The organism is Cedecea sp. NFIX57 (assembly GCF_900177785.1).
In the GTDB taxonomy this organism is placed as follows: domain Bacteria; phylum Pseudomonadota; class Gammaproteobacteria; order Enterobacterales; family Enterobacteriaceae; genus Cedecea; species Cedecea neteri_C.
In genome coordinates this window covers 1-23,528 of the sequence record NZ_FXAS01000003.1, presented here as the reverse complement: position 1 = coordinate 23,528, position 23,528 = coordinate 1, and the positions used below count along the sequence as shown (strand labels likewise).

The window sequence follows — 23,528 nt, the reverse complement described above, 5'->3', positions numbered from 1 at the left end:
TTTTTTCTCCCCGAAAGCGTGAGGCTAGGCTACGGCGTTAAGGCCTGCGGCCGTTTTGACGAAAGGTACAAATCCAGGTAGTGCTTCAATACGGCGCAGGAAAGCCATAACGGCTGGATAACCGGAGAGATCTACATTCCCCTCAGGTGCGCTGGAGGTATAGCTGTAAATGGCGACATCAGCGATGGTTGGATGATCGCCGACCAGCCATTCCCGGTTGGCGAGATGCTGCTCAAGGCGTCCCAGGAAGATGTGAGCACGCGCAATCACCTCGTCGGGGTTAAATTTGGCACCGAAAACCGTTACCAGGCGGGCTGCGGCAGGACCAAAGGCGAGGTCTCCGGCGGCGACGGAAAGCCAGCGTTGAACGGCTGCCGCGCCCTGTGGGTCTTCCGGCAGCCAGGCACTTTGGCCACTTTTTTTCGCCAGATAGACAAGAATGGCGTTGGAGTCAGGGATCAGCGTGCCTTCATCGTCCAGCAGAGGGACCTGCCCAAACGGGTTCAGCGCAAGATATTCCGGCTGCTTATGGGCGCCGGCCTTCAGGTCCAGCTCAACAAGCTCATGGGGCAGGCCGAGCAGGGAAAGAAACAGACGAGCGCGGTGGGCATGGCCTGACAGAGGGAAGTCATAGAGTTTCATAAATCGGTTCCTGATTGGCTGAACGGGAAAGGCCCCGAACGATGCAAACAGGTTGCCACAGGCAATAGTGGGCAGGAATAAGCCTTATCGGCAATTCATTATTGCGAAAATCGTAATAATAGCGGGAGAGTCAAGGAACCCCCTCCCGGCTGGGAGAGGGCAAATCTCAGGGCGATTAGTGCGCAGCAGCCTCTGCGCCATGACGACGGTGTTTGGTGACGAAACCAAGCAGCAGGCACATGACGAAGACGACAGCGTACAGGCCATTGGCGGTGTGCAGCGCAGCCAGAGGGCCGCTGTGCGCGACAATTGGACCGGTGACGATGAAGGTCAGCATGGTGCCCACGGTGCCACAGGTCAGGACAAAGTTAACCAGCTTCGGTGAAGACACTTTGGTCTGCTGTGAACCCAGGGTGATGATGGTGGTATAAATGGCGCTGGAGAAGAAACCAAGCGACAGAATAAACCAGGCCAGATGAGCCGGGTCACCGTGGTTAAACAGGTACATCAGCACGGTGGCTGCGCCGGCGAGCACGGTCAGAATGCGCTGCAGGTCGAAGAAACGCAGGATGAAGCTGAACGCCCACATGCCGAACATGTAAGACATCCAGAAGTCACTCACCAGCTTGCCGGCATCGTTGATGCTCATGCCCAGGCCTTTGGCGTATTCTGGTACCCAGGAAATAAAGCCCAACTGGCCGAGGATGTAGCACAGCGCCGCGATGGACAGGAACAGCACGCCAACGCCCCATTTTTCTTTGGTGACAGGCTGGTCGTCTTTCTTCGCATGTTTGCCCAGCGCCGGGAACTCACAGCCCAGGGTCAGCAGGAAGATAGCAACATAAACCAGGCCGATACACACGTAGACCCAGTACCAGTTGATGCTCCGAGCCAGCAGAATAGCGGCGACCATCGGGAAAATCATCCCGGCCATGCTGAAGAAGGAGTCGGTAAACAGCAGGCGGGAACCGCGCTGACGCCCTTCATACATGTGGGTGATCAGGAAGGTACCAATCGACATGGTTATCCCGCTCACCAGCCCCAGAACGAACATGGAAGCGGAGAAGATCGCGAGGTTATGACCGAAGATCAGGCCAGCGACGGCCAGCACCATCAGCAGGAAACCAAATCGCAGCTGGGTTTTCAGCGGCACGATTTCCATCAGCCAGGCGTTCAGGAAGATAGAGATTAAAATACCGGCATTAAGGAACGTAAAGGTATTACTCATGCTGGACACCGGCAGATTAAAGTACTCTGCGATGTTTCCCATCACCATCCCGGTGACGATCACCAACGCCCCGGTCAGGGCGTAGGAGAAGAAGCTAATCCATAAGAGCTTGGTTCGGTTGCTGTTAGTCATAACGAGCCTGTGCAAGGAAATGTAAAGCGCATTGACAGCGCGGCGGACGGGCAGATTTTAGTCATTTGCGTGATCTATTTAAATGAATTATGAATTTATTGCTGAAATAAACTGAGTGAATCATGAAGTGCATCACATATTTCAATCTATTTCAGCGTGTTGGCGCGGCAACTTGTTGATTTGCGTGTAAGTAAAAAACCGTAAATGGCTGGCGTCGGCTGCGGTGCCTCTTTACAATCAAGCCACTTGCTTCACTCACTGCCTTCGTAAGGAATTGTTCATGCTCAAATCGACACTGGCGGCTGTTGCAGCTGTATTCGCCCTCTCTGCGCTTTCACCTGCGGCGCTGGCTGCAAAAGGCGATCCGCACGTCCTGTTGACCACCTCGGCTGGCAATATTGAGCTTGAGTTAAATAGCCAGAAAGCGCCGGTTTCGGTCAAAAACTTCGTGGATTACGTCAATAGCGGTTTTTATAACAACACCACCTTCCACCGCGTGATTCCGGGCTTTATGATTCAGGGCGGTGGCTTCACCGAAGATATGAATCAGAAGCAGCCTAACGCGCCGATTAAGAACGAAGCGGACAATGGCCTGCGTAACACTCGTGGCACCATTTCTATGGCGCGCACCGCAGACAAAGACAGCGCAACCAGCCAGTTCTTTATTAACGTGGCTGATAACGCCTTCCTGGACCACGGCCAGCGCGACTTTGGCTATGCCGTGTTTGGTAAAGTGGTCAAAGGCCTGGACGTTGCCGATAAAATTTCCCAGGCGCCAAGCCATGACGTTGGCCCGTACCAGAATGTGCCGACGAAACCTATCGTGATCCTTTCTGCGAAGGTTCTGCCGTAAGTATCCCCGCGCGGGCGTTTTTCGCCCGCTCTGTCCCTTCCCCGAAGCAGCGAATTTCAATAAGTGGTGAGCCAGGCGTCAGAAAGCGTCTAGAATAGCGCGTTCTTTTTTGCCCTGGAGCCGCCATGTTACTGCTTATCGACAACTATGATTCCTTCACCTGGAACCTCTACCAGTATTTTTGCGAGCTGGGTGAGGAGGTGTTGGTGAAGCGTAACGACGAAATTGGGCTGGACGATATTGAGCGTCTGGCTCCGGGCAAGCTGGTGATCTCTCCTGGCCCTTGCACCCCGACTGAGGCAGGTATCTCCCTTGCCGCCATTCATCACTTCGCTGGACAACTCCCTATTCTGGGTGTTTGCCTCGGACATCAGGCTATCGCACAGGCGTTTGGCGCGAGTATTGTGCGGGCAGAGCAGGTAATGCATGGTAAGACGTCCGCCATCAGCCACAACGGTAGCGGCGTGTTCCGTGGGCTGAATAATCCGCTGACGGTGACGCGCTATCATTCGCTGCTCATTGATCCCGATACTCTGCCTGACTGTTTTGAGGTCACGGCCAGGACGGATAAACAGGAAATCATGGGTATCCGTCACCGTTCGCTGGATCTGGAAGGCGTGCAGTTCCACCCGGAAAGTATTCTCAGTGAACAGGGGCATGCGCTGCTGGCGAATTTCCTCCAGAGGTGAATTGTCACTTGCCTGCATTTGGTTTTTTATGCATATTTCGTGATTATATTTTCATTCATGTCTAACGCATAAAAACGGGTGGGGAATAAATGGGAACTGAACAATCAGCGGTTACGCGGGCAACCTTCGATGAAGTGATTCTGCCGATTTATGCACCAGCAGAATTTATTCCAGTGAAAGGAAAAGGCAGCCGCGTGTGGGATTCCGCCGGGAAGGAATACGTAGACTTTGCCGGAGGTATCGCCGTGACCGCGCTGGGGCATTGCCACCCCGCGCTGGTGGAGGCGCTGAAAACCCAGGGCGAAACTCTGTGGCACACCAGCAACGTTTTTACTAATGAGCCTGCCCTGAAGCTTGCCCGTAAGCTGATTGATGCCACTTTTGCCGAGCGCGTTGTGTTCATGAACTCCGGTACGGAAGCCAACGAAACGGCCTTTAAGCTGGCCCGCTATTATGCTTCGACCCGCCACAGCCCGTACAAAAGCAAAATCATCGCCTTCTACAATGCGTTTCACGGGCGTTCGCTGTTCACCGTTTCCGTGGGGGGACAGGCTAAATACTCCGACGGCTTCGGCCCGAAGCCTGCCGATATTATCCATGTGCCGTATAACGACCTTGCTGCAGTGAAAGCGGTAATGGACGATCATACCTGCGCGGTGGTGGTGGAGCCAATTCAGGGCGAGGGCGGAGTGACCGCCGCAACGCCAGAATTCCTGCAGGGGCTGCGCGATTTGTGTGATGAGCACCAGGCACTGTTGGTCTTTGATGAAGTGCAGTCCGGTATGGGCCGCACGGGCGAGCTTTTCGCTTATATCAACTACGGCGTCACACCGGATATTTTGACCAGCGCCAAAGCCCTGGGCGGCGGTTTCCCGGTGAGCGCGATGCTGACAACCAATGAAATTGCCTCCGCGTTCCACGTCGGCAGTCACGGCTCGACCTACGGCGGTAACCCGCTGGCGTGTGCGGTGGCCGGGGCGGCTTTCGATATCATCAACACGCCAGAAGTCCTTAAAGGCGTAGCAGCCAAACGTCAGCTTTTCGTCGAGCAACTGCAAAAGATAAACGCACAGTTTGATCTGTTCAGCGACATTCGCGGCATGGGACTGTTGATTGGCGCAGAGCTTAACGAGAAGTACAAAGGGCGCGCCCGCGAGTTTCTCTATGCGGGCGCGACAGAAGGTGTGATGGTGTTGAACGCCGGGCCGGATGTTATGCGCTTCGCGCCTTCGCTTATTGTCGAGGACGCGGATATCCAGGAAGGGATGCAGCGCTTCGCCAAAGCCGTTGCCCACGTGGTGGCGGGGTAAAACTAACCCGAGCGCCGCAGGCGGCGGCTCAGCCAGATCCCATGATGAGGCCGCTGGCGCCAGGCTACCGATGAGATGGTATGCATGGTGTTCAGATGGCCAATAATCCGCTGTAAATGCTGCTCCATGGTGCTTAACGGCCCCGTGGGCAGCGTATCCGGTTCCAGAATATTGGCGTCGTTCGACCCCCCAGGCCCGTCATACTCCAGCCTTTGCTGGCAGCGCTGTAACCCAATTTCACAAGACTGCAGATACTTTTGCGCCAGGTCCGGCGTCAGCATGTTGTGCTCGCGCGCCAGTGTGGTCATGGCGTTGATATGCTCGACGATGAACTGGCTGTGCGTCACCCAGAGTTTCATGTCTGCCAGGTAGTGAGAGTTAAATCCTGGCTCTTGCATCGCCTGATTGAGCGAGTTGAACAGCGCGTTGTGCGCCTGGTTGACCCGCATACGCTGCCAGGCCAGCGGGGTGGGCTCCGGATCGTTGCTTAATATCAGCCGAATAGCGTCCTGATCCGCCTCCAATGCGTCGTGGGCGTTCTGGCGCAGCAGGCCGGTTTGCCACTGTGGCCAGAGCCAGATCATGCCGCCAAAGGCAATCAGGCAGCCGAGCAGGGTGTCTATGAGCCGGGGAATGATGTAACTCTCGGCGCTGAGGGTGATGAGCTGCAGGGTATATACCGCCGTGACGGTGAAACCGATGGTGGCCCAGCCGTAGCTTTTGCGGATAAACAGGTAGCTCACCAGCGTAATCATTAACATCGCCAGCAGGGTGTAGCTGTCCGGGACGTGGAAGTGCAGGGTGATACCCGCTATACACAGCCCTGCCATGGTGCCTGCCGCCCTGTGAACGATGCGCACCCGCGTTGCACCATAGCCGTTTTGCGTCACGAACATCACCGTCATCAGGATCCAATACGGCTTTGGCAAGTGTAAGAAGGAGCCCAGCAGGCTGGCAATGGTCAGCATCACGCCTAAACGTGCGGAGCTGCGCAAAGCGGAGGATTTGAACGAGAGATAGCTTTTCAGGGCCGGGAAAAACGGTAAACGGCGTTCCCTGTCCTCCATTAAATCCCTCACGTACAGCGGCCGCTGGGTTTTCAGTACCCGGGCAATGCGGCTGAAGTGGTAATGGCAGAACTGCCCCACAGGATTGTCCGGGTTCTGGCGGGCGATTTTTTCCAGCGCGTCGATTTGCTTGTCCATGGTAAAACGCGTTGGGTAGCGGTGATAAAGAATATCGTCTGCCAGCACGCGCAGGCGCGCGGCGATGGTTTGGGCATTCCAGCGGATCACGGCTTCCGCATGGCTCTGCTCGACCAGCTTCTGAACCTCTTCCGGCTGATGCAGGCTAACCGAAATGTGCTCCTGCAAATCCAGCGCGACCTGGAAAGCACGTAACAGGCGCTTGTAGCCGTTTTGCTGGTTGGCGGACAGCATATGCAACTGCTGATAACAGGTGGTTATCAGGTCGACGGCTTTTTGCTGGCGGGCAAGCAGCGGCGGCAGCGCCTTTTCCGGATCGGTGTGCTGGGTTAGCAGGCTGTATTTTGCTTCGCAGTAATCTGCAAGCTGGCGATACAACAGGCTGAGCGACTCTCTGAGCGGCTGTTCACGCCATAGCCGGAACCAAAACCAGTTGAAGGCGCCGTACCAGATGGTGCCGAAGATATAGAGCACCATGGGTTTCCAGATCGGCATATTCCCGGCCATGCTGAGCGTAAAAATAGCGGCGATCAGCGACGCGGGCAGCAGGCGTGCGTGAAGTGAGCTGATTTCCGCCGTGACGCCGAGCAGCAGAGCCATGACGATCAATATCGCCGGCAGCGGGATGTGGGTATAAAGCAGCAGAAGCTGCAGGATAAGGCTGCTGAGGGCGAACAGGCTGCCGCCGATAATCAAACGTTTGAAGAAGCGTTTGTGCGGTGTGTCCAGCCCGGCAATGTTGCAGCAGGCGGGAACTAACGAGAAGAGCAGGCCGTTTTGCAGGCTGCCAAGCAGTAGGCCGATAGCCACGGGAAGACACAGCACCAGCGTTTGCCTCAGCGCGTAGTTAACTTCCGGGTGGTAAATTAATCTCTTCCACATAGCCTGAATTGTAGAGACAAAAAAGGCGTGTTACCGAAGCCACACGCCTTTATAAGGGCTAATTAACGTGTGCCGTAAACGACAATCGTTTTACCGTGGGCGGAAATGAGGTTCTGATCTTCCAGCATTTTCAGAATACGGCCAACGGTTTCGCGGGAGCAGCCCACGATCTGACCGATTTCCTGGCGGGTGATTTTGATTTGCATCCCGTCCGGGTGGGTCATGGCATCCGGCTGTTTAGCCAGGTTAAGCAACGTCTGAGCGATACGGCCGGTCACGTCGAGGAACGCGAGGTTGCCGACTTTCTCAGAGGTGACCTGCAGGCGGCGTGCCATCTGGGAAGAAAGGCGCATCAGGATGTCCGGGTTGACCTGAATCAGCTGACGGAATTTTTTATAGGAAATTTCAGCTACTTCACAGGCGGTCTTGGCACGAACCCAGGCGCTACGCTCCTGACCTTCTTCGAATAAACCTAATTCACCAATGAAATCACCCTGATTCAGATAAGAAAGGATCATCTCCTTGCCTTCTTCATCTTTAATCAGAACAGCTACGGAGCCTTTGACGATGTAGTACAGCGTCTCCGCCTTTTCACCCTGGTGAATCAGCGTGCTCTTCGACGGATACTTATGAATGTGGCAATGAGACAAGAACCATTCGAGAGTCGGGTCTGTTTGCGGTTTGCCAAGCACCATGCGCGGTTATCCTCTGTTATAAACTGGCTACCAAAGACAAGACGTGAAACCTCTTGTCTGGCGTTGCAATCGTGAAATTTTCCCAAGCCCTGGGAGCTGGCGGGCAGGTTAACCCTGCGGCCTGTAATTAGTCGTTTCCTCTGCTTACGGCATAAACGTCTCTGTATCGCAGCAGCATCCGGATTGTTTTAGCATAGCTTTTGGTAAGTGTCTTGTATTGTCTCGTTTCAGCATGACCTGGATCGCCTTACGTTGCCAGTTTTCACGTAGACGCGTAATCTGAAAGAATATTTTCTCAACGGGAGTAAGTAAAATGCAGGCAAGAGTTAAATGGGTGGAAGGCATGACTTTCCTCGGTGAATCCGCTTCTGGCCACCAAATTCTGATGGACGGCAACTCCGGGGATAAAGCGCCAAGTCCGATGGAAATGCTGCTGATGGCCGCGGGTGGTTGTAGCTCAATTGACGTGGTGTCGATTCTGCAAAAAGGCCGTCATGAGGTGACGGATTGTGAGGTGAAACTGACTTCCGAACGTCGTGAAGAAGCGCCACGCCTGTTTACCCACATCCATCTGCATTTTGTTGTGAGTGGTAAAGAGCTGAAAGAAAGTGCGGTTGCCCGCGCCGTTGAGCTGACTGCAGAGAAATATTGCTCGGTGACGTTGATGCTGGAGAAAGCCGCAGAGATTAGCCACAGCTACGAACTTATTGAAGCATAAGTAGAAAAGGGCGGTGTACAAACCGCCCTTACGCCATCAGGCAATTTTCCTGCCTTCCGCCAGCCTCTGCACCAACGGGGCCATGATCAGCTCCATCGCCAGCCCCATTTTCCCTCCCGGCACCACCAATGTATTAATGTGGGAGATAAACGACCCCTGCAACATCGCCAGCAAATAAGGGAAGTCGATGTCGTCCAGCCCGCGGAAGTGAATGACCACGAAGCTTTCGTCCAGCGACGGAATGGCCCGGGCGGCAAACGGGTTAGAAGTATCCACCGTCGGAACGCGCTGGAAGTTGATATGGGTACGTGAGAATTGTGGGGTAATGAAGTTGATGTAATCATCCATGGAGCGCACAACGGAATCCATCACCGCTTCCCGCGAATGCCCACGCTCGCTGGTGTCGCGCACCAGTTTCTGGATCCATTCCAGGTTAACGATGGGCACCACGCCTACCAATAAATCGACGCAGTCGGCGACGTTATGCTGAGGGGTGACCACGCCGCCGTGAAGACCTTCATAAAACAGGACGTCAGTGGGCTCCGGGAGCGGCTGCCAGGGGGTAAACGTTCCCGGTACCTGATTCCACGGCACGGCTTCATCGTAGGTATGCAGGTATTTACGCGATTGCCCTTTGCCGGTCTGGCCGTACTCGATAAAGGTTTGTTCCAATAGCCCGAAATCGTTGGCTTCTGGCCCAAAGTAACTAATATGGCGGCCGGCATCCCGTGCCTTGCGGATAGCCATGTCCATTTCCGGACGGGTATAACGGTGGAAACTGTCGCCTTCAACTTCGGCGGCGCGCAGGTTGAGCTGCTGGAAAATTTTGCGAAAAGCGAGGCTGGTGGTTGTCGTTCCGGCGCCGCTGGAACCTGTGACCGCAATAACCGGGTGTTTGGCTGACATAGGGTGAAAACTCCGTGAGGGATCGGAAAAGAGAGCTGTATCTGCTTGTTATACTTTTCAGCCAGTATAGATCACCCTGCCAGTTAGCGGTCAGCCGCGAAACTGCCCGCGCGGCATAATGTTCACCGTTTCATGGAGTTCAGACCAAACCAGCACGGCCTCGCCGCTTTGTAACTGGCGCTTCACGTCGGCGACTTTTTGCGTCAGCGAGCGCTCCTGCTCACCATAATCTGTGCCTTCCCGTAATACAAAAGATTCAATCAAATTGTCGAGCGTTTCGGGGTCGAGATCTTGCCAGGGGATGATCATTTCAATGGTCCAGGAAACGGGTTAGCCAGTCGGGAATACGCTGCTCAAGCCACATTTGTGGGCGCAGCAGAGTGCCGCCAACAAAGCCAACGTGGCCGCCATAAGTCGTGAGCTGATACTGGATATTGGGCGGTAGCGTTTCACGGTCCGGGATGACGTGGTGATCCATGAACGGGTCGTCTTTGGCATGGATAATCAGCGTCGGAGCGGCGATTTCCGGCAAAAGCGGCATGGCGCTGCACTGGCGATAGTAGTCCAGCGCGTCGGCAAAGCCATGGATCTTCGAGGTAATTAAGTCATCGAACTCGCGAATGCGGCGCAGGCTTTTCAGCTTGCGCAGGTCGATAGGCAGCGAGCCTGGGTAGCTCTTCAGCTTGCGGGCGGCATTTTTCTTCAGCAGGTTCAGCAGGTAATGCTGATAAACGCGGGAGAAGCCCTGTTCCATGTGGTAGCAACACTGCTCGAGCATCAACGGGGCGGAAACAATCACGCCGGCTTTCAGGGTGCAGGCTGCGCCCTGTTTTGCCATCAGGCAGGCGAGCATATTCCCACCCAGCGAAAAACCAACGGCGGCGGTGGGGACTTCACCGTAACGCTGATTCAACCATTCGAGGAAGTAAGTGCCGTCTTCCGTTTCGCCGGAGTGGTAAATGCGTTCTTTGCGATTTGGCACGCCACTGCAGCCGCGAAAATGCATCACCACGCCCAGCCAGCCGCGTTTTTTCGCCGCTTCTATCATGCCATGGGCGTAGGGGCTGTGGAGGCTGCCTTCCAGCCCGTGAAACACCACCAGACGCGGTTTGTGCAGGGCGGTTTGCGGATCTTCGCTCCACGCAAGATCGACAAAATCTCCGTCCGGCATGTCCAGCCGCTGCCAGTGGGGTTTGAAATTGATTCGACGACGAATCAAACGTGGGATCATGGTTTGCAGATGCGGGTTACTGAGTCCGCGCATCGGGCGGAAATCGTCACCTTCATCATGATGAATATTCAATTCTAAAGGACTTGTACTGGCCATATCACACTGTTAGTTTCGTTTAGTTCGCTAATTATTCTTCGGGTGTGGAGCACCCAATTCATGGACTTAACGCTTTTTCTTTCGATGCTGGGCTTTCTCTGGGTCGCCGCCATCACACCTGGCCCTAATAATACGCTACTTACCGCATCCGGGGCGAATTACGGTTTCTTCCGCAGCCTGCCGCTGATGATTGGCATCATGCTCGGAATGCAGTGCATTTTAGTGCTTGTTGCCTTTGGCGTGGGTAGCTTAATCCTGCTTTACCCTGCTCTGCACCTTATCCTGAAGATTGCCGGGAGCGTTTACCTTTTGTGGCTGGCCTGGAAAATTGGCACCGCGAAATACGAGCGATTAGAGACGGATGCGGCGCCGCCGTCTCCGGTACCTTTCTGGCAGGGCGGCCTGCTGCAGGTAATTAACCCTAAAGCCTGGCTGATGGCGCTGGGCGCGGTAGCCAGTTTCAGCCTGGCGGGCGCAGCCTACCTGCATTCCGTGGCGATGATTAGCGTAGGGATTGCGCTGGTCAACATTGTGGCCGGAGTTATCTGGATAGCCTTTGGTAGCCTGATTGGCCTGTTCCTGCGCAGCCGTCGTTCCTGGGCTATTTTCAACGTCAGCATGGGCGTGTTAACCGCCGCCTGCGTGCTGCTTATCTGGCGCTGAGGGCAAACCCTCTCCCCGCGAGGAGAGGGAAAACCTGGGGTTTAGTCGGCCTGTAGCATCTGTTCAAGCTGTTCCTGAGCGTCCAGCCATTCCATTTCGCACTCTTCCAGCGCCGACTTCACTTTTACCTGCGTTTGCAGGCATTCGTTCATCTCGGCTTTACGGCTCTGGTCGTAGATAGCGCTGTCTGCCAGCTTCTCTTCTACCTCTGCAAGCTGGGCGTTCAGCTTTTCCATCTGTTTTTCGAGCTGGGTGATTTGCTTGCGCAGCGGTTGGGTCTGTGTGCGAAGTTCGGCCTCACGGCGCTTTTGGTCCTTGCGGGCCTGGGCGCTGTTAGCGTTATCCTTCATGGATTCAGCGGGCTGATTTTCCTGTTTTTGCAGGTCGCTCAGCCACTGCTGGTAATCCTCAAGGTCACCATCGAAAGCTTCCACTTTGCCGTCATGCACCAGGTACAGATCGTCCGTGGTGGAACGCAGCAGGTGACGGTCGTGCGAAACCACAACCAGCGCGCCTTCAAAGTCGATTAGCGCTTCGGTCAGCGCCTGGCGCATGTCGAGATCAAGGTGGTTCGTCGGTTCATCGAGCAGCAGCAGGTTAGGGCGCTGCCAGACAATCAGCGCCAGTACCAGCCGGGCTTTTTCACCGCCGGAGAAACGTGCCGTCTGCTCCGTGACTTTATCGCCCTGGAAACCAAAGCCGCCCAGATAGTCGCGCAGTTGCTGTTCCAATTCGCGTGGGGCAATGCGAGCCAGGTGCTGAAGTGGCGATTCATCGGCGCGCAGGTATTCCAACTGATGCTGGGCGAAGTAGCCGAGCTTGATGCCTTTGGCCAGGCCAATATCACCCTGCAGCGGCTGTAACTCACCGGCCAGCAGTTTGATTAACGTGGATTTACCCGCGCCGTTTCGGCCCAACAGGCCAATGCGTGAGCCAGGAACAAGGTTCAGCTTGATGGAGTTGAGGATCACCCGCTCGCCGTAGCCCGCGCTGACCTTTTCCATCCGCAGCAGCGGGTTGGGCAGGTTTTCTGGCGCACGGAAGCTGAAGTGGAACGGGTTATCGACGTGCGCCGGAGCAATCAGCTCCATGCGCTCCAGCATTTTCACGCGGCTCTGCGCCTGCTTGGCTTTGGACGCTTTAGCTTTGAAGCGATCGATAAAGCTTTGCAGGTGAGCCACTTTTTGCTGCTGGCTTTCGTACATCGACTGCTGCTGAGACAGGCGAGTTGCGCGCTGGATCTCAAACGACGAATAGTTGCCGGTGTACTCGAACATATTTTCCTGTTCGATGTGGATAATTTTATCGACCACCGGGTCGAGGAAGTCCCGGTCGTGAGAGATAAGAATCAGGGTACCCTGATAGCTTTTTAGCCAGCGTTCCAGCCAGATGACCGCGTCCAGATCGAGGTGGTTAGTCGGTTCATCGAGCAGCAGCAAGTCGGAACGGCAAATCAGCGCCTGGGCAAGGTTAAGACGCATGCGCCAGCCGCCCGAGAAATCGCTTACCGGGCGTTCCAGCTGTTCATTGCTGAAGCCCAGACCGTGCAGCAGGCTGGAGGCGCGGGAGCGAATGGTCCACGCATCTACCGCATCCAGCTTGCCGTGAACCAGCGCAATGGCGTGACCGTCGTTGCGTTCGTTGGCGGCGTTTAGCTCGGCTTCCAGCTTGCGGAATTCGCGGTCACCGTCGATGACATACTCTATCGCCGGCATCGCAAGGGCGGGCGTTTCCTGATTCACCCAGGCAAGCTGCCAGTTGCCGGGGAAGCTTGCGCTTCCGCCGTCGGCGCTTATCTCGTTTTTCAGCAACGCCAGCAGCGTGGATTTTCCACAGCCGTTTTTACCCACCAGGCCGACTTTTTGCCCGGGGTTGATGGTGGCGGTGGCGTTATCCAGCAGAACGCGGGTGCCGCGACGAATTTGTAACGAGGAGAAAACAATCATAAAGCGCCGTATGTTCAGAGTATGTTAAATTGTCATTGTAATTCGTTAACATGTCGCCTGGGCAACAGGTCGGGCTGCATGGTAGCCCAAAATAATGACTATGACGACGCCCTGGAGGGTAATGATGTCGCAGCCGCCGAAAGTTTTGCTGCTGTATGCCCATCCGGAATCCCAGGACTCGGTGGCTAACCGGGTTTTGCTTCAGCCGGCTCTGCAGCTTGAAAATGTGACCGTGCACGATCTCTACGCGCACTATCCCGATTTCTTTATCGATATTTATCACGAACAGTCATTGCTGCTGGAGCACGATGTCATTGTTTTTCAACACCCTCTCTATACCTACAGCTGCCCTGCGTTGCTGAAAGAGTGGATGGATCGCGTCTTAAGTCGGGACTTTGCCAGCGGCATCGGAGGCAACGCGCTGGCGGGAAAGTACTGGCGCAGCGTGATCACCACCGGTGAGCCGGAAGGGGCCTATCGCTATGACGGCTATAACCGCTTTCCTTTAACCGAAATTTTGCGACCGTTTGAACTCACCGCCGCGATGTGCAAGATGCACTGGCTGATGCCGATTATCGTTTATTGGGCTCGCCGCCAGTCTAAGCCGGAGCTGCAAAGCCATGCGAAAGCCTACGGTGAGTGGCTGGCGAATCCGCTGCAGATGGGAGGGCGCTGATGGAAGGGTCTGATTTACTGCTGGCGGGGGTGTTGTTTCTTTTCGCCGCGGTTGTTGCCGTGCCCGTTGCCGCACGTTTAGGCATTGGCGCCGTGCTGGGCTATTTGCTGGCAGGTATCGCCATTGGCCCCTGGGGCTTAGGGTTTATCAGCGATGTTGATGAGATCCTTCACTTCTCTGAGCTGGGCGTGGTGTTCCTGATGTTTATCATCGGGCTGGAGCTGAATCCGTCGAAGCTATGGCAGCTGAGGCGCTCTATCTTTGGCGTTGGGGCGGCGCAGGTCATTCTCAGCGCGGTGGTGCTCGCGGGCCTGCTGATGCTGACGAATTTCTCCTGGCAGGCTGCGGTAGTGGGTGGTATCGGCCTTGCGATGTCCTCCACGGCGATGGCGCTGCAGCTGATGCGCGATAAAAGCATGAACCGCAGCGAATCCGGCCAGTTAGGTTTTTCGGTGCTCTTGTTCCAGGATCTGGCGGTGATCCCGGCGCTGGCGCTGGTGCCACTGCTGGCCGGAAACGGCGACGATCATACAGACTGGATTAAAGTTGGCCTGAAGGCGCTGGCGTTTATCGGCATGTTGTTGGGCGGGCGATATCTGCTTCGCCCTGTTTTCCGCTTTATTGCCGGTTCTGGGGTGCGTGAAGTCTTTACCGCCGCTTCTCTTTTGCTGGTACTAGGCTCGGCGCTGTTTATGGACGCGCTGGGGTTTTCTATGGCGCTGGGGACATTTCTGGCCGGCGTGTTGTTGGCAGAAAGCGAATATCGTCACGAGCTTGAAATTGCCATCGACCCGTTTAAAGGTCTGTTGCTGGGGTTGTTCTTTATCTCTGTTGGCATGGCGCTGAACCTGGGCGTTTTGTTCACCCATTTGCTGTGGATTGCCGTGAGCGTGGTTGCGTTGGTGGCGGTGAAAGCCACCATTTTGTACGGCCTGTCGCGGGTTTATGGTTTGCGCAGCTCTGAGCGTCTGCAGTTTGCCGGCGTGCTAAGCCAGGGCGGCGAGTTTGCCTTCGTGCTGTTTTCCGCGGCGGCTTCGCAGAAGCTGTTCCAGGGCGATCAAATGCCGCTGCTGCTGGTGACGGTGACGCTGTCGATGATGACCACGCCGCTGCTGATGAAAGGCGTTGATGCGATTCTTGCCCGGCGCTTTAATCCCGGCGAGGAAACTGAGGAGACGCCTTACGTTGAGGACGATCATCCGCAGGTCATCATCGTCGGATTTGGGCGTTTTGGTCAGGTGATTGGCCGCCTGCTGATGGCGAATAAGATGCGTATCACCGTTCTTGAACGGGATATTAGCGCCGTGAGCCTGATGAGAAAATACGGCTATAAAGTGTATTACGGCGATGCGACGGAAGTGGAACTGCTGCGTTCGGCGGGAGCGGAAGAGGCCAAATCCATTGTTATCACCTGCAATGAGCCGGAAGATACGATGCGGATTGTCCACCTCTGTCAACAACACTTTCCACATCTGGCGATACTGGCGCGTGCTCGCGGCCGCGTGGAAGCACATGAATTGCTGCAGGCCGGCGTTAAGCTGTTCTCGCGTGAAACATTCTCAAGCGCCCTTGAGCTTGGGCGTAAGGCCTTGCTCACGCTGGGTATGCATCCGCACCAGGCGCATCGAGCTCAATTGCATTTCCGTCGGCTGGATATGCGTATGCTGCGTGAATTGATGCCAATTCACACGGACAGCGCGCAGATTTCCAGGGTGCGGGAAGCGCGGCGTGAACTGGAAGATATTTTTGAGCGTGAAATGCAGCAAGAGCGTCGGCAGCTGGACGGCTGGGACGAATTTGAATAAAGGTGAAGCCAATGTCAGTGCGTAAGCGTTTTATTGCCGGGGCGGTTTGCCCTAAGTGTCAGGCTAAGGATTCCCTCGCGCTATGGCGTGAGAACAATGTTGATATCGTTGAGTGCGTTAAGTGCGGCCATCAGATGCGTGAAGCCGATAAGCAGGTTCGCGAGCACGTTCGTGAGCAGGAGCAAGTGATAGGGATTTTCCATCCCGACTAGCGAGATGGAGCAGCTTTTTTTAAGCTAGAGGGTACAGCGGCGCAGATTTCCGCTACAATCGGCGCCAGTTTTTTCCCTACGCTCGTTCAGGAGATATCATGAAAGTAGCAAAAGACCTGGTGGTCAGCCTGGCCTATCAGGTACGTACAGAAGACGGTGTGTTGGTCGATGAGTCTCCGGTGAGCGCGCCGCTGGACTACCTGCACGGTCACGGCTCCCTGATCTCTGGCCTGGAAACGGCGCTGGATGGTCACGAAGTTGGCGACAAGTTTGACGTTGAAGTGGGCGCGAACGACGCTTACGGTCAGTACGACGAAAACCTGGTGCAGCGCGTACCGAAAGACGTCTTCATGGGCGTTGACGAGCTGCAGGTTGGTATGCGCTTTATGGCGGAAACCGATCAGGATCCAGTGCCGGTCGAAATTACCGAAGTGGAAGACGAGCACGTTGTGGTTGACGGTAACCACATGCTGGCTGGCCAGAACCTGAAATTCAACGTGGAAGTTGTTGCTATCCGCGAAGCGACTGCTGAAGAGCTGGCCCATGGCCACGTTCACGGTGAGCACGACCATCATCACGACCACGATCACGATGGTTGCTGCGGTGGTCACGGCCACGATCACGACCATGGCCACGAGCATGGTAAAGGTGGTTGCGGTAACGGCGGCTGTGGTTGCCACTGATCGCTGTGAAAGAGAAAAGGCCGCATTAGCGGCCTTTTTTACATCTGTTATTCAGTAATGCGGCGGTGGCGTCTCTTCGGACTCTGAAGCGATCATCGACGGCTGACTTGCCTTCAGCTTTTCAACCAGCAGGCGGAAATGCTCGCGAAGTTTGACCATCTCAAGCTCGTGCGCCGTCACGGTCTGGTTCAGCTCTTCAATCGTAATCTCCTGAAAAGCGAGACGACTCTCGAGATCTTCCAGCCGTTGTTCGGTGGATTTAGTGTGCATGGCGGTTCCTCTTTTGCCTGCGCGATGGACAATATGCGGTGATTTTACTGAAAATGACCAAGCTTTACAGCGCAGAAGCACGTTGAAGGAAACTTCTTTAAACAAAAAGAATCTCAATTTGACTCGATAACTCGCTGAGAGATTGTGTAGATTTCTTTCACGACGTTATAGTACGTCACTTAGTTTATTTGAAACCCTGGGGTGAGAGGCCCCGGCCCTTGGAGAAATGGATGAAATCATTATTTAAAGTAACGCTTCTGGCGACCACAATGGCCGTTGCCCTTAATGCCCCTGCTTTTGCGGCGCCTGCTGCTGCGAAAGATGCACCTGCGGCTCAGGCTGACAGCAAAGCGGCCTTTAAGAACGACGACCAGAAAGCGGCCTATGCACTGGGCGCATCGCTCGGGCGTTACATGGAAAACTCCCTGAAAGAGCAAGAGAAACTGGGGATCACCCTGGACAAAGCTCAGCTGATCGCGGGCGTACAGGATGCATTTGCGGATAAGAGCAAACTGTCTGACCAGGAAATTGAACAAACTCTGCAGGCGTTTGAGACTCGCGTAAAAGCCTCCGCTCAGGAGAAAATGGAGAAAGACGCTAAAGAGAACGCGGACAAAGGCAAAGCCTTCCGTGATGCTTTCGCGAAAGAGAAAGGCGTTAAAACCTCTTCTACCGGCCTGATGTATAAAGTTGAGAAAGACGGTACTGGTGATGCGCCGAAGGATACCGATACCGTTGTGGTTAACTACAAAGGTACGCTGATCGACGGTAAAGAGTTTGATAACTCTTATACCCGCGGTGAGCCACTGTCCTTCCGCCTTGACGGTGTTATCCCTGGCTGGACCGAAGGCCTGAAAAACATCAAGAAAGGCGGCAAGATCAAGTTGGTAATTCCACCAGAACTGGCTTACGGCAAAACCGGCGTGCCGGGGATCCCTGCCAACTCTACGCTGGTATTTGAAGTTGAGCTGCTGGACATTAAACAAGCGCCAAAAGCTGACGCTAAGCCAGCCGCTGCTGCAGATGCTAAAGCCGCTGACGCTGCTAAAAGCAAGTAATTAGCAGGTTGTTTGAGCCGCCGCCCACCGGGCGGCGGTTTTGTTTTTGCCGCCGGTGTTTATTCCCCCCACGCGTAATGAGGAGAATAAAGACTGGAAAGCACGTCTTACGTTGTATTACCTTAGCGGGCAGCGTTTCAATCGAGTATGAGTCTGCCCTGACACCATCAAAGCGCGACAGGCTCTCTTTAGAGTAAATTGCTGGCAACGTCTTTTATCCATAACACGCTCAATTTGCAGCAATAAAAATAATGGACGAAGTCTGCTGATTTACCCCAAACGCCCGAGAACCCCGTTGTCCGGACGTTTGTCATCAATCTGAGAGGGTGGTATTTTTTCATGTCCAATTCGCTTTTAACCAACGAAACCAGTGAACTTGATTTGCTGGACCAGCGTCCTTTTGAACAAACCGACTTCGAAATATTAAAATCCTATGAAGCGGTCGTGGACGGGTTAGCGATGCTGATTGGCTCCCATTGCGAAATCGTTCTGCACTCCCTGCAGGACCTGAAATGTTCAGCCATTCGTATCGCTAATGGTGAACATACCGGGCGAAAAATAGGCTCGCCAATTACCGACTTGGCTTTGCGCATGCTGCACGATATGACCGGTGCCGACAGCAGCGTCTCTAAATGCTACTTCACTCGCGCAAAAAGTGGCGTACTGATGAAGTCGGTGACGATCGCGATCCGCAACCGTGACCAGCGGGTGATTGGTTTGCTTTGCATTAACATGAATCTCGACGTGCCGTTCTCCCAGATCATGTCGACCTTCATTCCACCAGAAACGCAGGATCAGGAAGTCCCATCTTCGGTGAACTTTGCGTCCTCCGTAGAGGATCTTGTGATGCAAACGCTGGAATTCACGATTGAAGAAGTGAATGCCGATCGCAACGTCTCAAACAACGCCAAGAACCGCCAGATAGTGCTCAACCTCTATGAGAAAGGCATCTTCGACATCAAAGATGCCATCAACCAGGTTGCCGATCGGCTGAACATTTCCAAACATACCGTTTATCTCTACATTCGCCAGTTCAAAAACGGCGACTTCCTCGGTCAGGATAAGTAATGCGCTTTGCCTTGATGGTCACTGGCCCGGCTTATGGGACGCAGCAGGCGAGCAGCGCATTGCTGTTTGCCAGGGCGTTGCTGGCGGAAGGACACACGCTTGAGAGCGTTTTTTTCTACCGTGAGGGGATTTATAACGCCAATCAGCTGACCGCCCCGGCAAGCGATGAGGTTGACCTTGTCCGCGAGTGGCAGAGCCTGAACGCGCAGCACGATGTGGCACTGCATATCTGCGTGGCAGCGGCATTGCGTCGCGGCGTCACTGATGAAGAACAGGCCAAATCTTTGGGGCTCAACGTGAGTAATCTCCAGCCTGGCTTTACGCTTAGTGGCCTGGGAGCGCTGGCAGAAGCCGCGCTTACCTGTGAAAGAATGGTGCAGTTCTAATGAAGCGCGTTGCTTTTGTTTTTCGATCTGCGCCGCACGGCAGCACTTCTGGCCGGGAAGGGCTGGATGCCTTATTGGCGACATCGGCCCTGTCAGAAGATATCGGCGTGTTCTTTGTTGGCGATGGTGTTTTACAACTGCTGCCGGGGCAACAGCCTGCCAAAGTACTGGGCAGGGATTACATCGCCACCTTCCGCATTTTGCCGCTGTACGATATCGAACAGTGCTTCCTTTGCGCAGCGTCATTAAGGGAAAGAGGGCTTTCGGATCAGGCATCCAGGGTTATTGATGCTGAAGTGTTGGCACCTGATGTGCTGAGGGAAAAATTAAACCAGTACGACGTTGTACTCACTTTCTGAGGCGCTCATGTTGCATACCTTACGTCACTCGCCCTTTCAGTGCGATATCACCGAGATTCTGCGTTATACCCAGCCAGGCGACGATTTACTGCTGATTGAAGATGGCGTGATTGCCGCGCTGAATGGCAGCCGGGCGCTTGAATTACTGCTTTCTGCCCCCATTACTGTTCACGCTCTGCAAGAAGATGTTGAGGCCAGAGGTCTTGTTGCTCAAATTTCGTCCAAAGTTGAGCGTGTCGGCTATACTGATTTCGTCAGATTAACGATAAAACATAGCCAGCAGTTCGCTTGGTGACGGTGGATCGCTGTATATTTCTTGACACCTTTTCGGCTCAGCCCTAAAATTCTGCGTCCTCATATTATATGAGGCCGTTTTATTACGTGTTTACGAAGCAAAAGCTAAAACCAGGAGCTATTTAATGGCAACAGTTAACCAGCTGGTTCGCAAACCACGCGTACGCAAAGTTGCAAAAAGCAACGTGCCTGCGCTGGAAGCTTGCCCGCAAAAACGTGGTGTATGTACCCGTGTATATACCACCACTCCTAAAAAACCAAACTCCGCACTGCGTAAAGTTTGCCGTGTGCGTTTGACTAACGGTTTTGAAGTCACCTCCTACATCGGCGGTGAAGGTCACAACCTGCAGGAACACTCCGTGATCCTGATCCGTGGTGGTCGTGTTAAAGACCTGCCAGGTGTTCGCTACCACACCGTTCGTGGTGCGCTTGACTGCTCCGGCGTTAAAGACCGTAAGCAATCTCGCTCCAAGTATGGCGTGAAGCGTCCTAAGGCTTAATGGTTCTCCGTTAAGTAAGGCCAAACGTTTTAAATTAATGTCAAAATAAACTCTTTGAGTTTTGGACAATCCTGAATTAACAACGGAGTATTCCTATGCCACGTCGTCGCGTGATTGGTCAGCGTAAAATTCTGCCGGATCCTAAGTTCGGATCAGAGCTGCTGGCTAAATTTGTAAATATCCTGATGGTAGATGGTAAAAAATCTACTGCAGAATCTATCGTTTATACCGCGCTGGAAACCCTGGCTCAGCGTTCTGGTAAAAACGAGCTGGAAGCTTTCGAAGTCGCTCTGGACAACGTCCGTCCGACCGTCGAAGTTAAGTCCCGCCGTGTAGGTGGTTCTACTTATCAGGTTCCAGTTGAAGTTCGTCCGGTTCGTCGTAATGCTCTGGCAATGCGTTGGATCGTTGAAGCTGCTCGTAAACGCGGTGATAAATCCATGGCTCTTCGCCTGGCGAATGAACTGTCTGATGCTGCAGAAAACAAAGGCACTGCAGTGAAGAAACGTGAAGACGTTCACCGTATGGCTGAAGCCAACAAGGCGTTCGCTCACTATCGTTGGTAATAAATCCTTCGTAGTGTTACCCAAGCGGGCGCTTCATGAAGCTGCCCGCTTTGGGTTACTTAACTTGAACGTCCCAGGATATAGAGGAATCAAATGGCTCGTACAACACCCATTGCACGCTACCGTAACATCGGTATCAGTGCACACATCGACGCCGGTAAAACCACGACTACCGAACGTATTCTGTTCTACACCGGTGTAAACCACAAAATCGGTGAAGTTCATGACGGCGCTGCAACCATGGACTGGATGGAACAGGAGCAGGAGCGTGGTATCACCATTACCTCCGCTGCAACTACTGCATTCTGGTCTGGTATGGCTAAGCAGTATGAACCGCACCGCGTAAACATCATCGACACCCCAGGGCACGTTGACTTCACCATCGAAGTAGAACGTTCCATGCGTGTTCTTGACGGTGCAGTAATGGTTTACTGCGCAGTTGGTGGTGTTCAGCCACAGTCTGAAACCGTATGGCGTCAGGCTAACAAATACAAAGTTCCACGCATCGCGTTCGTTAACAAAATGGACCGTATGGGTGCAAACTTCCTGAAAGTTGTAGGCCAGATCAAATCCCGTCTGGGCGCGAATCCTGTTCCGCTTCAGCTGGCGATTGGTGCTGAAGAAGGTTTCACCGGCGTTATCGACCTGGTGAAAATGAAAGCCATCAACTGGAACGATGCAGATCAGGGCGTTACCTTCGAATACGAAGATATCCCAGCTGACATGCAGGACCTGGCTGACGAATGGCACCAGAACCTGATCGAGTCCGCTGCAGAAGCCTCTGAAGAGCTGATGGAAAAATACCTGGGCGGCGAAGAGCTGACCGAGGAAGAAATCAAGAAAGCTCTGCGTCAGCGCGTTCTGAACAACGAAATCATCCTGGTTACCTGTGGTTCTGCATTTAAGAACAAAGGTGTTCAGGCGATGCTGGATGCGGTAATCGATTACCTGCCAGCACCAACCGACGTACCGGCAATCAACGGTATTCTGGATGACGGTAAAGACACTCCGGCTGAGCGTCACGCAACTGACGACGAGCCGTTTGCTGCTCTGGCATTCAAAATCGCAACTGACCCGTTCGTTGGTAACCTGACCTTCTTCCGCGTTTACTCCGGCGTTGTTAACTCCGGTGATACCGTGCTGAACTCCGTTAAAGCTGCTCGTGAGCGCTTTGGCCGTATCGTTCAGATGCACGCTAACAAACGTGAAGAGATCAAAGAAGTTCGCGCAGGTGACATCGCGGCTGCTATCGGTCTGAAAGACGTAACTACTGGTGACACCCTGTGTGATCCAGATTCGCCTATCATTCTGGAGCGTATGGAATTCCCAGAGCCGGTAATCTCCATCGCCGTTGAACCAAAAACCAAAGCTGACCAGGAAAAAATGGGTCTGGCTCTGGGCCGTCTGGCTAAAGAAGACCCATCATTCCGCGTATGGACTGATGAAGAATCTAACCAGACCATCATCGCCGGTATGGGTGAGCTGCACCTCGACATCATCGTTGACCGTATGAAGCGTGAATTCAACGTTGAAGCGAACGTCGGTAAACCTCAGGTTGCTTACCGCGAAGCGATTCGCGCTAAAGTTACCGATATCGAAGGTAAACACGCCAAGCAGTCTGGTGGTCGTGGTCAGTACGGTCATGTTGTTATCGACATGTACCCACTGGAGCCGGGCTCTAACCCTAAAGGTTACGAGTTCATCAACGACATCAAAGGCGGCGTAATTCCTGGCGAATACGTTCCTGCCGTTGATAAAGGCATCCAGGAGCAGCTGAAATCTGGTCCACTGGCGGGTTACCCGGTTGTTGATCTCGGCGTGCGTCTGCACTTCGGTTCTTACCATGACGTTGACTCCTCCGAACTGGCGTTTAAACTGGCCGCTTCTATTGCCTTCAAAGATGGCTTTAAGAAAGCTAAACCAGTTCTGCTTGAGCCTATCATGAAGGTTGAAGTTGAAACTCCGGAAGAGAACACCGGTGACGTTATCGGTGACCTTAGCCGTCGTCGTGGTCAGCTGAAAGGCCAGGAATCTAACGCTACTGGCGTACAGATTCATGCTGAAGTTCCGTTGTCTGAAATGTTCGGGTACGCAACTCAGCTGCGTTCTCTGACCAAAGGTCGTGCATCTTACTCCATGGAATTCCTGAAGTATGATGACGCACCTAACAACGTTGCTCAGGCCGTAATCGAAGCTCGTGGCAAATAAGCCAACGCTTTTAACACAATGATCCCGTGCTCTCTCCATAAGGTGAGAGCACAATAGTAAGGAATATAGCCGTGTCTAAAGAAAAATTTGAACGTACAAAACCGCACGTTAACGTTGGTACTATCGGCCACGTTGACCACGGTAAAACCACTCTGACCGCTGCAATCACTACCGTTCTGGCTAAAACCTACGGTGGTTCTGCTCGTGCATTCGACCAGATCGATAACGCACCAGAAGAAAAAGCTCG

Annotated in this window: 27 protein-coding genes; 18 read left to right on the top strand and 9 right to left on the bottom strand. The window is 53.9% G+C overall.

Features of this window, described 5'->3' with window-relative positions:
• Positions 1 to 24 precede the first annotated feature (24 nt).
• Together B9Y90_RS02790 and tsgA are read right to left on the bottom strand one after the other, a co-directional pair.
• Complete coding sequence (locus B9Y90_RS02790) at positions 25 to 642, bottom strand: glutathione S-transferase family protein (RefSeq protein ID WP_039288372.1); 618 nt, start codon at positions 640 to 642, stop codon at positions 25 to 27.
• A 175-nt stretch (positions 643 to 817) separates the two neighbouring features.
• Complete coding sequence (gene tsgA, locus B9Y90_RS02785) at positions 818 to 2,002, bottom strand: MFS transporter TsgA (protein ID WP_039288369.1); 1,185 nt, start codon at positions 2,000 to 2,002, stop codon at positions 818 to 820.
• A gap of 280 nt (positions 2,003 to 2,282) precedes the next feature.
• Here tsgA and ppiA point away from each other — a divergent pair, with 280 nt between their 5' ends.
• From ppiA to argD, 3 genes are all read left to right on the top strand, one after another.
• Entirely contained in the window at positions 2,283 to 2,855 is a 573-nt protein-coding gene (gene ppiA / locus B9Y90_RS02780; RefSeq protein ID WP_039288366.1) for a peptidylprolyl isomerase A, read from the top strand.
• Between the two features lie 125 nt (positions 2,856 to 2,980).
• Complete coding sequence (gene pabA, locus B9Y90_RS02775) at positions 2,981 to 3,544, top strand: aminodeoxychorismate synthase component 2 (protein ID WP_085540140.1); 564 nt, start codon at positions 2,981 to 2,983, stop codon at positions 3,542 to 3,544.
• Positions 3,545 to 3,633: 89 nt separating this feature from the next.
• Positions 3,634 to 4,854: a bifunctional acetylornithine/succinyldiaminopimelate transaminase gene (gene argD, locus B9Y90_RS02770; protein WP_085540139.1), complete on the top strand. Its 1,221-nt coding sequence runs from the start codon at positions 3,634 to 3,636 to the stop codon at positions 4,852 to 4,854.
• Between the two features lie 2 nt (positions 4,855 to 4,856).
• Here argD and B9Y90_RS02765 read toward each other — a convergent pair whose 3' ends face one another.
• Together B9Y90_RS02765 and crp are read right to left on the bottom strand one after the other, a co-directional pair.
• Positions 4,857 to 6,941 (bottom strand): YccS/YhfK family putative transporter, encoded by a 2,085-nt coding sequence (locus B9Y90_RS02765; protein WP_085540138.1) that lies wholly within the window; start codon positions 6,939 to 6,941, stop codon positions 4,857 to 4,859.
• Positions 6,942 to 7,003: 62 nt separating this feature from the next.
• Positions 7,004 to 7,636, bottom strand: a complete 633-nt coding sequence (gene crp / locus B9Y90_RS02760; protein WP_000242758.1) for a cAMP-activated global transcriptional regulator CRP — start codon at positions 7,634 to 7,636, stop codon at positions 7,004 to 7,006.
• 313 nt (positions 7,637 to 7,949) lie between these two features.
• On the opposite strand from crp, the gene B9Y90_RS02755 reads away from it, so the two are divergent.
• Positions 7,950 to 8,354, top strand: coding sequence for an OsmC family protein (locus B9Y90_RS02755; protein ID WP_085540137.1), 405 nt, complete (start codon positions 7,950 to 7,952; stop codon positions 8,352 to 8,354).
• A 36-nt stretch (positions 8,355 to 8,390) separates the two neighbouring features.
• Here B9Y90_RS02755 and B9Y90_RS02750 read toward each other — a convergent pair whose 3' ends face one another.
• The 3 genes from B9Y90_RS02750 to B9Y90_RS02740 all read right to left on the bottom strand — a co-directional run bounded on the left by B9Y90_RS02750 (position 8,391) and on the right by B9Y90_RS02740 (position 10,587).
• Complete coding sequence (locus tag B9Y90_RS02750) at positions 8,391 to 9,260, bottom strand: phosphoribulokinase (protein ID WP_039288349.1); 870 nt, start codon at positions 9,258 to 9,260, stop codon at positions 8,391 to 8,393.
• 90 nt (positions 9,261 to 9,350) lie between these two features.
• The gene (locus B9Y90_RS02745; RefSeq protein WP_008457083.1) at positions 9,351 to 9,569 is read right to left on the bottom strand and encodes a YheU family protein; all 219 of its coding nucleotides are present in this window, start codon (positions 9,567 to 9,569) and stop codon (positions 9,351 to 9,353) included.
• Position 9,570: 1 nt separating this feature from the next.
• Positions 9,571 to 10,587, bottom strand: coding sequence for a hydrolase (locus B9Y90_RS02740; RefSeq protein WP_052050119.1), 1,017 nt, complete (start codon positions 10,585 to 10,587; stop codon positions 9,571 to 9,573).
• A 60-nt stretch (positions 10,588 to 10,647) separates the two neighbouring features.
• On the opposite strand from B9Y90_RS02740, the gene B9Y90_RS02735 reads away from it, so the two are divergent.
• Positions 10,648 to 11,250 carry a LysE family translocator gene (locus B9Y90_RS02735; protein WP_008457089.1) on the top strand — a complete coding sequence of 201 codons (603 nt, stop codon included), beginning with the start codon at positions 10,648 to 10,650 and terminating at the stop codon, positions 11,248 to 11,250.
• Between the two features lie 41 nt (positions 11,251 to 11,291).
• On the opposite strand, the gene B9Y90_RS02730 is transcribed toward B9Y90_RS02735, so the two are convergent.
• Positions 11,292 to 13,196: an ABC transporter ATP-binding protein gene (locus B9Y90_RS02730; protein WP_085540136.1), complete on the bottom strand. Its 1,905-nt coding sequence runs from the start codon at positions 13,194 to 13,196 to the stop codon at positions 11,292 to 11,294.
• A 124-nt stretch (positions 13,197 to 13,320) separates the two neighbouring features.
• Here B9Y90_RS02730 and kefG point away from each other — a divergent pair, with 124 nt between their 5' ends.
• The 4 genes from kefG (at position 13,321) to slyD (ending at position 16,572) form a co-directional block, all read left to right on the top strand.
• Positions 13,321 to 13,872: a glutathione-regulated potassium-efflux system ancillary protein KefG gene (gene kefG, locus B9Y90_RS02725; RefSeq protein WP_176227838.1), complete on the top strand. Its 552-nt coding sequence runs from the start codon at positions 13,321 to 13,323 to the stop codon at positions 13,870 to 13,872.
• Positions 13,872 to 15,677 carry a glutathione-regulated potassium-efflux system protein KefB gene (gene kefB, locus B9Y90_RS02720; RefSeq protein WP_008457096.1) on the top strand — a complete coding sequence of 602 codons (1,806 nt, stop codon included), beginning with the start codon at positions 13,872 to 13,874 and terminating at the stop codon, positions 15,675 to 15,677. The genes kefG and kefB overlap by 1 nt, the downstream gene beginning before the upstream one ends.
• An 11-nt stretch (positions 15,678 to 15,688) precedes the next feature.
• Positions 15,689 to 15,889 carry a YheV family putative zinc ribbon protein gene (locus B9Y90_RS02715; RefSeq protein ID WP_016538480.1) on the top strand — a complete coding sequence of 67 codons (201 nt, stop codon included), beginning with the start codon at positions 15,689 to 15,691 and terminating at the stop codon, positions 15,887 to 15,889.
• A gap of 98 nt (positions 15,890 to 15,987) precedes the next feature.
• The gene (gene slyD / locus B9Y90_RS02710; protein WP_085540135.1) at positions 15,988 to 16,572 is read left to right on the top strand and encodes a peptidylprolyl isomerase; all 585 of its coding nucleotides are present in this window, start codon (positions 15,988 to 15,990) and stop codon (positions 16,570 to 16,572) included.
• Between the two features lie 51 nt (positions 16,573 to 16,623).
• On the opposite strand, the gene B9Y90_RS02705 is transcribed toward slyD, so the two are convergent.
• Positions 16,624 to 16,842 carry a protein SlyX gene (locus B9Y90_RS02705; RefSeq protein WP_008457099.1) on the bottom strand — a complete coding sequence of 73 codons (219 nt, stop codon included), beginning with the start codon at positions 16,840 to 16,842 and terminating at the stop codon, positions 16,624 to 16,626.
• A 230-nt stretch (positions 16,843 to 17,072) separates the two neighbouring features.
• Here B9Y90_RS02705 and fkpA point away from each other — a divergent pair, with 230 nt between their 5' ends.
• The 9 genes from fkpA to B9Y90_RS02660 all read left to right on the top strand — a co-directional run.
• A complete protein-coding gene (gene fkpA / locus B9Y90_RS02700; protein ID WP_008457100.1) occupies positions 17,073 to 17,900 on the top strand; it encodes an FKBP-type peptidyl-prolyl cis-trans isomerase in 828 nt (275 codons plus the stop codon).
• A 339-nt stretch (positions 17,901 to 18,239) separates the two neighbouring features.
• Entirely contained in the window at positions 18,240 to 18,968 is a 729-nt protein-coding gene (locus B9Y90_RS02695) for a helix-turn-helix transcriptional regulator (protein ID WP_008457101.1), read from the top strand.
• Entirely contained in the window at positions 18,968 to 19,354 is a 387-nt protein-coding gene (gene tusD, locus B9Y90_RS02690) for a sulfurtransferase complex subunit TusD (RefSeq protein WP_039288325.1), read from the top strand. Before B9Y90_RS02695 ends, tusD begins: the two co-directional genes overlap by 1 nt.
• Entirely contained in the window at positions 19,354 to 19,713 is a 360-nt protein-coding gene (gene tusC, locus B9Y90_RS02685; RefSeq protein ID WP_085540134.1) for a sulfurtransferase complex subunit TusC, read from the top strand. Before tusD ends, tusC begins: the two co-directional genes overlap by 1 nt.
• A 7-nt stretch (positions 19,714 to 19,720) precedes the next feature.
• Positions 19,721 to 20,008, top strand: a complete 288-nt coding sequence (gene tusB / locus B9Y90_RS02680; RefSeq protein WP_085540133.1) for a sulfurtransferase complex subunit TusB — start codon at positions 19,721 to 19,723, stop codon at positions 20,006 to 20,008.
• 124 nt (positions 20,009 to 20,132) lie between these two features.
• Positions 20,133 to 20,507: a 30S ribosomal protein S12 gene (gene rpsL, locus B9Y90_RS02675; protein WP_008457105.1), complete on the top strand. Its 375-nt coding sequence runs from the start codon at positions 20,133 to 20,135 to the stop codon at positions 20,505 to 20,507.
• A 95-nt stretch (positions 20,508 to 20,602) separates the two neighbouring features.
• Positions 20,603 to 21,073 (top strand): 30S ribosomal protein S7, encoded by a 471-nt coding sequence (gene rpsG / locus B9Y90_RS02670; protein ID WP_008457106.1) that lies wholly within the window; start codon positions 20,603 to 20,605, stop codon positions 21,071 to 21,073.
• Positions 21,074 to 21,166: 93 nt separating this feature from the next.
• Positions 21,167 to 23,281 (top strand): elongation factor G, encoded by a 2,115-nt coding sequence (gene fusA / locus B9Y90_RS02665; RefSeq protein ID WP_039288316.1) that lies wholly within the window; start codon positions 21,167 to 21,169, stop codon positions 23,279 to 23,281.
• Positions 23,282 to 23,352: 71 nt separating this feature from the next.
• Positions 23,353 to 23,528 (top strand): GTP-binding protein (locus tag B9Y90_RS02660; protein ID WP_016831079.1); only part of this gene is annotated, 176 nt, incomplete at its 3' end.

Excerpts from the sequence above, each read along its gene's own strand:
- fkpA (WP_008457100.1), top strand. The coding sequence starts at position 17,073 with ATGAAATCATTATTTAAAGTAACGCTTCTGGCGACCACAATGGCCGTT.
- B9Y90_RS02695 (WP_008457101.1), top strand. The coding sequence starts at position 18,240 with ATGTCCAATTCGCTTTTAACCAACGAAACCAGTGAACTTGATTTGCTG.
- crp (WP_000242758.1), bottom strand. The coding sequence starts at position 7,636 with ATGGTGCTTGGCAAACCGCAAACAGACCCGACTCTCGAATGGTTCTTG.
- tusC (WP_085540134.1), top strand. The coding sequence starts at position 19,354 with ATGAAGCGCGTTGCTTTTGTTTTTCGATCTGCGCCGCACGGCAGCACT.
- B9Y90_RS02730 (WP_085540136.1), bottom strand. The coding sequence starts at position 13,196 with ATGATTGTTTTCTCCTCGTTACAAATTCGTCGCGGCACCCGCGTTCTG.
- B9Y90_RS02790 (WP_039288372.1), bottom strand. The coding sequence starts at position 642 with ATGAAACTCTATGACTTCCCTCTGTCAGGCCATGCCCACCGCGCTCGT.
- B9Y90_RS02745 (WP_008457083.1), bottom strand. The coding sequence starts at position 9,569 with ATGATCATCCCCTGGCAAGATCTCGACCCCGAAACGCTCGACAATTTG.
- pabA (WP_085540140.1), top strand. The coding sequence starts at position 2,981 with ATGTTACTGCTTATCGACAACTATGATTCCTTCACCTGGAACCTCTAC.
- B9Y90_RS02755 (WP_085540137.1), top strand. The coding sequence starts at position 7,950 with ATGCAGGCAAGAGTTAAATGGGTGGAAGGCATGACTTTCCTCGGTGAA.
- B9Y90_RS02735 (WP_008457089.1), top strand. The coding sequence starts at position 10,648 with ATGGACTTAACGCTTTTTCTTTCGATGCTGGGCTTTCTCTGGGTCGCC.
- tusD (WP_039288325.1), top strand. The coding sequence starts at position 18,968 with ATGCGCTTTGCCTTGATGGTCACTGGCCCGGCTTATGGGACGCAGCAG.
- fusA (WP_039288316.1), top strand. The coding sequence starts at position 21,167 with ATGGCTCGTACAACACCCATTGCACGCTACCGTAACATCGGTATCAGT.
- argD (WP_085540139.1), top strand. The coding sequence starts at position 3,634 with ATGGGAACTGAACAATCAGCGGTTACGCGGGCAACCTTCGATGAAGTG.
- B9Y90_RS02740 (WP_052050119.1), bottom strand. The coding sequence starts at position 10,587 with ATGGCCAGTACAAGTCCTTTAGAATTGAATATTCATCATGATGAAGGT.
- B9Y90_RS02750 (WP_039288349.1), bottom strand. The coding sequence starts at position 9,260 with ATGTCAGCCAAACACCCGGTTATTGCGGTCACAGGTTCCAGCGGCGCC.
- ppiA (WP_039288366.1), top strand. The coding sequence starts at position 2,283 with ATGCTCAAATCGACACTGGCGGCTGTTGCAGCTGTATTCGCCCTCTCT.
- kefB (WP_008457096.1), top strand. The coding sequence starts at position 13,872 with ATGGAAGGGTCTGATTTACTGCTGGCGGGGGTGTTGTTTCTTTTCGCC.
- kefG (WP_176227838.1), top strand. The coding sequence starts at position 13,321 with ATGTCGCAGCCGCCGAAAGTTTTGCTGCTGTATGCCCATCCGGAATCC.
- rpsG (WP_008457106.1), top strand. The coding sequence starts at position 20,603 with ATGCCACGTCGTCGCGTGATTGGTCAGCGTAAAATTCTGCCGGATCCT.
- B9Y90_RS02715 (WP_016538480.1), top strand. The coding sequence starts at position 15,689 with ATGTCAGTGCGTAAGCGTTTTATTGCCGGGGCGGTTTGCCCTAAGTGT.
- slyD (WP_085540135.1), top strand. The coding sequence starts at position 15,988 with ATGAAAGTAGCAAAAGACCTGGTGGTCAGCCTGGCCTATCAGGTACGT.
- tsgA (WP_039288369.1), bottom strand. The coding sequence starts at position 2,002 with ATGACTAACAGCAACCGAACCAAGCTCTTATGGATTAGCTTCTTCTCC.
- B9Y90_RS02765 (WP_085540138.1), bottom strand. The coding sequence starts at position 6,941 with ATGTGGAAGAGATTAATTTACCACCCGGAAGTTAACTACGCGCTGAGG.
- rpsL (WP_008457105.1), top strand. The coding sequence starts at position 20,133 with ATGGCAACAGTTAACCAGCTGGTTCGCAAACCACGCGTACGCAAAGTT.
- tusB (WP_085540133.1), top strand. The coding sequence starts at position 19,721 with ATGTTGCATACCTTACGTCACTCGCCCTTTCAGTGCGATATCACCGAG.
- B9Y90_RS02705 (WP_008457099.1), bottom strand. The coding sequence starts at position 16,842 with ATGCACACTAAATCCACCGAACAACGGCTGGAAGATCTCGAGAGTCGT.